This window comes from Thauera aminoaromatica S2, from assembly GCF_000310185.1.
GTDB classification, from domain to species: Bacteria; Pseudomonadota; Gammaproteobacteria; order Burkholderiales; family Rhodocyclaceae; genus Thauera; species Thauera aminoaromatica.
In genome coordinates this window covers 1-6,358 of the sequence record NZ_AMXD01000178.1, presented here as the reverse complement: position 1 = coordinate 6,358, position 6,358 = coordinate 1, and the positions used below count along the sequence as shown (strand labels likewise).

Sequence of the window (6,358 nt, the reverse complement as noted above, 5' to 3'; positions counted from 1 at the left end):
GGTGGCGAGCAACGTCGGCGCGCCGCTGGCGCTCGCCGCCGCCTTCGCCGCCGCCGAAGGCCCGCAGGCGCGCCGCGTGCTGCATGTCTCCAGCGGTGCGGCGCGCAAGCCCTACCCGGGCTGGAGCGTGTATTGCGCCACCAAGGCCGCGCTCGACCACCACGCCCGCGCGGTGCAGCTCGACGCCGTGCCGGGGCTGCGCATCTGCGCGCTCGCCCCGGGAGTGATCGATACCGGCATGCAGGCCGAGATCCGCGCCAGCACGTCGGAACGCTTCCCGCTGCGCGACCGCTTCGCCGAGATGCAGGCCAGCGGCGGTCTGGTCGCCCCGGCCGAGTGCGCGATGCACCTGGTCGACTTCCTGCTCGACGAGGACTTCGGCCGCGAGGCGGTGGCCGACCTGCGCGACCTCGGACGATGAAGGACGAGTCCTACCCGACGACCGAGGCCCTGGTCGCCTCGCTTCAGGAAACCGAGTCGGCGCCGGGGACGAGTGGGAGCCGCCTCGCCCGCCTGAAGCGGCGCGGCCTGTGCGTGGTGGTGTGGCTGCGCCGCCATCCCGGGCTGATCGCCACCTTCGGCTTCGTCTCCGGGGTGTCGAGCTTCTTACTGGTCGAGCGCCACGAGGGTGTGGCGCGCGCGATGGCGGTGGCGATGCTGGCGGGCTGGCTGCTGCTGGTGCTCGAGCGCGTGCTCGACCGCGCGCTCGAGCGGCGCTTCGGTTTCGGCCTGCCGCCGGCGCTGGTGCGCTACCTGACCCAGTTCACCCACCAGGAGAGCCTGTTCTTCGCTCTGCCCTTCTTCTTCGCGAGTACCTCGTGGAACAGCGGGCAGGCGGTGTTTACCGGCGCCCTCGGGCTGATGGCGCTGGTGGCGATCCTCGACCCGGTCTACTTCGGCCGCCTGGCGACACGGCGCTGGCTCTTCCTCGGCTACCACACGCTGACCCTGTTCGCGCTGCTGCTGGTGGTGTTCCCGCTGGTGCTGCAGGTGCCGGCGCTGGCGAGCTACCAGCTCGCGCTCGCGCTCGCGGTGGTGCTGTCCTTCCCGACGCTGACCGGGGCGATCAGCGTGCCGCGCTGGTGGCGCGGGCTGCTGGTGCTGGCGCTGCTGGCCGCGCTCGGCGCTGCGGGCTGGCTGGCGCGGCTGTGGGTGCCGCCGGCCACGCTGCGCCTGACCCAGGTCGCGGTGACCAGCGTGGTGGACGAGGCGCAGCGCGCGCCCGCCGAGAGCCTGCGCCAGATCGAGGCCGGGCAGCTGCTCGCCGAGGGCCTGTACGCCTACACCGCGATCCATGCGCCGCTGGGCCTGTCGGAGAAGGTCGTGCACGTGTGGCGCCACGAGGGACGCGTGGTGGACCGTATCGAGCTGGAGGTGAACGGCGGCCGTGCCGAGGGCTACCGGGCGTGGACGCGCAAGCGCAACTTCCCGGACGACCCGCGCGGGCGCTGGCAGGTGCAGGTGCTCGCCGCCGACGACCGCATGATCGGCACGCTGCGCTTCAGGGTGGAGTGAAGAAAAGGCCCGCGCGCCCCTGCCGTGGTGCGCGCGGGCCTGGACGTCTTGCCGGCCGGCTTGCCGTGGCGGCTAGCAGATGCGTTCCCAGAGGCTCTGCTCGTCCTCGAACTGGTCGAGCTCCAGGCCCTTGAAGTCGCTGCGCGAGACGATGCCGACCACCTTGCCGTCGACCACCACCGGCAGGTGGCGGTAGCCGCCGTCGCACATCATGTGCAGCGCGTCGATCGCCTTGTGCTCGGGGTCGATGGTGTCGGGCTTCGCCGTCATGACCTCGGACAGCTGCACCTTGGCCGGGTCGCCGCCGTTGGCGATCACCTGCACCGCGTCGCGGCCGGTGAAGATGCCCTTGAGGTGCGCGCGCGCGTCGGTCACCAGCACCGCGCCCACGCTGCGTTCGCACATGCTGCGGCAGGCCGTCTGCACGGTGTCCGTGGGACGCAGCATCAGCGGGTTCTGGTCCTTGACGATGAAGGAGATGTTGCGGTTGGTCATGGCGGCCTCCTCTTGTTCTGCTTGGTGTGATTTCTGTCACACCATAGGACGAATACCGGAGCGCGATCTTGATATTGGTTAAGGTTCATGGGTATCGATCGAAGGGGCCTGGTGGCTTCGGCACGGTCTCGCGGTGGCGAGAGACTCGCCGCGCCGCCGATCGCCGCCGTCGTGGCGCCGTCTGCGTGTGAACTGCGTCCTGTTTCGTCTGTCCATGCGGGTGTAGGCTGAATTTATGGAACCACAAGCCGGACCGCTTCCCGCCACCGCCGAGTCGGCCTCTCCCCTGCGCCTGCGCAGGGTGGCGATCGATACCTGGCGCGAGAACGTCGCCTACCTGCACCGCGACTGCGCGATCTATCGCGCCGAGGGTTTCCAGGCCCTTTCCAAGGTCGAGGTGCGGGCCAACGGGCGCCGCATCCTCGCCACCCTCAACGTCGTCGACGACGGCTGCATCGTCGAGCCCGAAGAACTCGGGGTGTCGATCGACGCCTTCTTCCAGCTCGGCGTCGATGACGGCCATCCCGCGATGATCGCGCAGGCCGAGCCGCCGTCCTCCATCCCGGCGCTGCATCGCAAGATCGCCGGCGAGCGGCTCGCCCGTGAGGACTTCCGCGCCATCGTCCGCGACATCGCCGAGCACCGCTATTCCAAGATCGAGCTCACCGCCTTCGTGGTCGCCACCAACCAGGGCGAACTCGATCGCGAGGAGGTCTCTTTCCTCACCGAGGCGATGGCGGCGGTGGGCGACCGCATCGACTGGCACGAGCGCCCGGTGGTGGACAAGCATTGCATCGGCGGCATCCCCGGCAACCGCACCTCGATGCTGGTGGTGCCGATCGTCGCCGCGCACGGCATGCTGTGCCCCAAGACCTCCTCGCGCGCGATCACTTCGCCCGCGGGGACCGCCGACACCATGGAGGTGCTCGCGCGCGTCGAGCTGCCGACCGAGGAGCTGTCGGGCATCGTGCGCGAGCATCGCGGCTGCCTCGCCTGGGGCGGCACCGCCAACCTGTCGCCGGCCGACGACGTGCTGATCTCGGTCGAGCGTCCGCTGTCGATCGACTCGCCGGGGCAGATGGTGGCCTCCATCCTGTCCAAGAAGCTCGCCGCGGGTTCGACCCACCTAGTACTCGACATCCCGGTGGGACCGACGGCCAAGGTGCGCTCGATGGCCGAGGCGCAGAAGCTGCGCAAGCTCTTCGAGTTCGTCGCCGGGCGCATGAACCTGACCATCGACGTGGTCATCACCGATGGCCGCCAGCCGATCGGCAGCGGGATCGGGCCGGTGCTGGAGGCGCGCGATGTGATGCGCGTGCTCGAGAACGACCCGCGCGCGCCCTACGACCTGCGCCAGAAGGCCTTGCGTCTGGCCGGGCGCATGCTCGAGTTCGACCCCGACGTGCGCGGCGGCGACGGCTTCGCGATCGCGCGCGACATCCTCGACTCGGGTCGCGCGCTGGCGAAGATGGACGCGATCATCCGCGCCCAGGGCGCGCGCGCCTTCGACCACAACGCGCCGCAGCTCGCCCGCCTGAGCTTCGAGGTGTGCGCCGAGGCCGACGGTGTGGTGGTGGCGATCGACAACCACCAGCTCGCGCGCATCGCCCGCCTGGCGGGGGCGCCCAAGATGCAGGGCTCGGGCGTCGATCTGCTCAGGAAGCTCGGCGAGCCGGTGGGCAGGGGCGAGCCTCTCTACCGCGTCCACGCCGACTATCCGGCCGATCTCGAGTTCGCCCGCCAGGCCAGCGTGCGCGCCAGCGGCTACGCGCTGGGGACGGCGGATGGTGTGCCGCATCTGTTCGTGGAGTTCTGAACTCGACGTTGCCGAGGCGACGTGACAGGCTTCCGGGCGGACCGCGGACCGCGTTCCGTTTTGCAGCCGGGGCGTGAATTTCTGCGCGGCGACCGCCGCCGCACGGCGTGTAATCTTCTGCCAATGAGTACTGAAGACACCCTGCTGCTGCATTTCGACGACGAGCGCGAGGAAGCCTTGCGCCTCGCGCGTGCGGCGGGACTCGAGGCGGCGGAGATCGAGCGCCACCGCTTCCCCGACGACGAGTTGCGCCTGCGCCTGCCGGCCGAACTGCCGGCCAACGCGGTGCTGTTCCGCAGCCTGCACCGTCCCAACGAGAAACTGCTCGAGCTGCTGCTGGTGGCGCGCAGCGCCGGGCGCGGCGGCGTGCGCCACCTCATCCTGGTCGCGCCCTATCTGGCCTACATGCGCCAGGACAAGGCCTTTCATCCGGGCGAGGTGGTGAGCCAGCGCATCGTCGGCGGATTCCTGGCCGGGTTGTTCGACGGCGTCATCACGGTCGATCCCCACCTGCACCGCATCTCCAGCCTCGCCGAGGCGATTCCGGTGCCGCATGCGGTCGCGCTCTCGGGCGCCGGCCTGCTCGCCGACGTGGCGGTCGCGCGCCGTGACCGCCCGCTGCTGGTGGGGCCGGATGCCGAGTCGGCGCAGTGGGTCGAGACCGCGGCGCGGCGCCACGGGCTCGATGCCATCGTGTGCACCAAGCTCCGCCACGGCGACCGCGAGGTCGATATCGCGCTGCCCGAGGGCGCGCAGGTGGCCGGGCGTGCGGTGGTGTTGCTCGACGACGTCGCCAGCTCCGGGCACACCCTCGCGCGTGCGGCCGAGCGCCTGCGCGCGGCGGGTGCGGCCTCGGTCGATGTCGCGGTCACCCACGCGCTGTTCGCCGGCGACGCGCTCGAGGTGATCCGTGCCGCCGGCGTGGGCGAAGTCTGGAGCACCGACTGCATCGCCCACCCGAGCAATGCCGTTCACATCGCGCCGATGCTGGCCGAGGCCCTGCGGGCCGTCCTCGCCGACTAGCGTCCTGCAGCGCGCACCCGGCCCCGCGCGTGCCTTGCCGCGGGCGCATCGTCGCGTGCGCGGCGATGACGATCACGGTCCTTAATGCTAGGATTCTTGCTTGCGCACTGCAGCGAGCCCCGCTTTTCGGGGTCGCGGGCAGTGCCCGCACATCCGTCGGGGCAGGAATTCAGTGGAGCAAGCGGTCAGGACCGTGATCTTCGCCGATCTGACAGGCAGCACAGGCCTGTTCGAATCGGCTGGCAACGTGGCGGCGACGCAGATCGTCACCCGGTGCACGCACGCGCTCGGCCGCCACCTCGCCTGTGCCGGCGGGCGCATCGTCAAGTATCTCGGCGATGGCGTGCTGGTGCTGTTCGACGATCCGGTCGCCGCGGTGCAGGCGGCTTCGCGCCTGCAGGACGTGCTCGAGGAGCTGGCCAGCGCCGAGCTGCGGCGGGCTCCGATCGGGGTCAAGACCGGCATCGCGCTCGGCCCCATCGTCGAGCATGATGGCGACTGCTACGGCGATCCGGTCAACGTCGCCGCGCGCCTGAGCGATCGCGCCCAGACCGGCGAGACCTTGATCGGCGAGGCGGTGTTCGCCAGCCTCCCCGAGGGGCTGCGCGTGGCCTGCCACAGCCTCGACCGCATCAGCATCAAGGGCAAGGCCGAGCCGATGCGCGTGTGGCGGGTGGACTTCGCCCGCACCGCGGAGACCACGCTCACCACGCTGCTCGGTTTCGACGACCTCGTCGCGGGCGTGCGCCCGGTGCGCCGGGTCGATCTGGAGCGCCTCGACCAGCGCGTCGAACTGCACGCCGACGATCCCCCGCTGATTCTCGGGCGTGGCGACGGTGCCGGCTTCCCGGTCGAGGACGCGCGCGTGTCGCGCCGCCATGCGCGCCTGGAATGGACCGCCGGGCAGTGCGTGCTCACCGATTTCAGCAGCAACGGCAGCTGGGTGCGCCTGCGCGGCAACTCGGCGCCCGTGGTGCTGCGCCGCGACAGCTGCACGCTCTACGGCGAGGGGGAGATCGGCCTCGGCGCCGCCCCCGACGATTTCACCGCACCCACGCTCTCCTTCCGCGTCATAGACGAAGGCTGAGGGCCCATGCACGACGGGTCTGCGGGTGCGCCCGCCGTCTGCGGCCTCGCCCATGCATTGCGGTGTGTTCCGATGCGAATCCTGAGTATCCTCCTGCTCCTGCTGCCTTTCTGTGCGACCGCCCAGGACTGGAGCGCGCGTGCGCTCGGCGAGATCGCGGTGTATCCCGAGTTCCGCGCCCCGGCGAGCGTGGTCGCGGGCGAAGAGGCGCGCATCGCCGCCGAAGTCGGCGCGCGCATCGTCGCGATGCCGGCGCGTACCGGCGTGGAGGTCGCGCGCGGCACCGAGCTGGTGCGCCTGGACGAGGCCGCCTTCCGCATCGAGCGCGACCGCGCGCGCGCCCAGGTGGCGCTGATCGACAGCCGCATCGGGCTGGCGCGCGCCCAGCTCGACCAGGCGCGCGCGCTCGCCGGACGCGGCTT

At 71.0% G+C, this 6,358-nt stretch carries 6 protein-coding genes and 1 pseudogene; 6 read left to right on the top strand and 1 reads right to left on the bottom strand.

The features are described from left to right. Together C665_RS17715 and C665_RS17710 are read left to right on the top strand one after the other, a co-directional pair. Positions 1-421 (top strand): SDR family NAD(P)-dependent oxidoreductase (locus C665_RS17715; protein WP_040829577.1); only part of this gene is annotated, 421 nt, incomplete at its 5' end. Then, the gene (locus tag C665_RS17710; protein WP_004324930.1) at positions 418-1,515 is read left to right on the top strand and encodes a DUF5924 family protein; all 1,098 of its coding nucleotides are present in this window, start codon (positions 418-420) and stop codon (positions 1,513-1,515) included. The genes C665_RS17715 and C665_RS17710, both read left to right, overlap by 4 nt. Positions 1,516-1,587: 72 nt before the next feature. On the opposite strand, the gene C665_RS17705 is transcribed toward C665_RS17710, so the two are convergent. Beyond that, the gene (locus C665_RS17705; RefSeq protein WP_004324928.1) at positions 1,588-2,010 is read right to left on the bottom strand and encodes a CBS domain-containing protein; all 423 of its coding nucleotides are present in this window, start codon (positions 2,008-2,010) and stop codon (positions 1,588-1,590) included. A gap of 235 nt (positions 2,011-2,245) precedes the next feature. Here C665_RS17705 and C665_RS17700 point away from each other — a divergent pair, with 235 nt between their 5' ends. The 4 genes and pseudogenes from C665_RS17700 to C665_RS17685 form a co-directional block, all read left to right on the top strand. Then, positions 2,246-3,826 (top strand): thymidine phosphorylase family protein, encoded by a 1,581-nt coding sequence (locus tag C665_RS17700; RefSeq protein WP_004324925.1) that lies wholly within the window; start codon positions 2,246-2,248, stop codon positions 3,824-3,826. Positions 3,827-3,949: 123 nt separating this feature from the next. After that, positions 3,950-4,849: a ribose-phosphate diphosphokinase gene (locus tag C665_RS17695; protein ID WP_004324923.1), complete on the top strand. Its 900-nt coding sequence runs from the start codon at positions 3,950-3,952 to the stop codon at positions 4,847-4,849. Positions 4,850-5,021: 172 nt separating this feature from the next. Next, positions 5,022-5,936 carry an adenylate/guanylate cyclase domain-containing protein gene (locus C665_RS17690; protein WP_004324921.1) on the top strand — a complete coding sequence of 305 codons (915 nt, stop codon included), beginning with the start codon at positions 5,022-5,024 and terminating at the stop codon, positions 5,934-5,936. A gap of 72 nt (positions 5,937-6,008) precedes the next feature. Beyond that, positions 6,009-6,358 (top strand): annotated as a pseudogene (locus C665_RS17685) (efflux RND transporter periplasmic adaptor subunit); the annotation flags it as partial.

Bases quoted from the DNA above. Each gene is read 5' to 3' on its own strand.
- C665_RS17710 (WP_004324930.1), top strand. From the start codon at position 418: ATGAAGGACGAGTCCTACCCGACGACCGAGGCCCTGGTCGCCTCGCTT.
- C665_RS17705 (WP_004324928.1), bottom strand. From the start codon at position 2,010: ATGACCAACCGCAACATCTCCTTCATCGTCAAGGACCAGAACCCGCTG.
- C665_RS17700 (WP_004324925.1), top strand. From the start codon at position 2,246: ATGGAACCACAAGCCGGACCGCTTCCCGCCACCGCCGAGTCGGCCTCT.
- C665_RS17695 (WP_004324923.1), top strand. From the start codon at position 3,950: ATGAGTACTGAAGACACCCTGCTGCTGCATTTCGACGACGAGCGCGAG.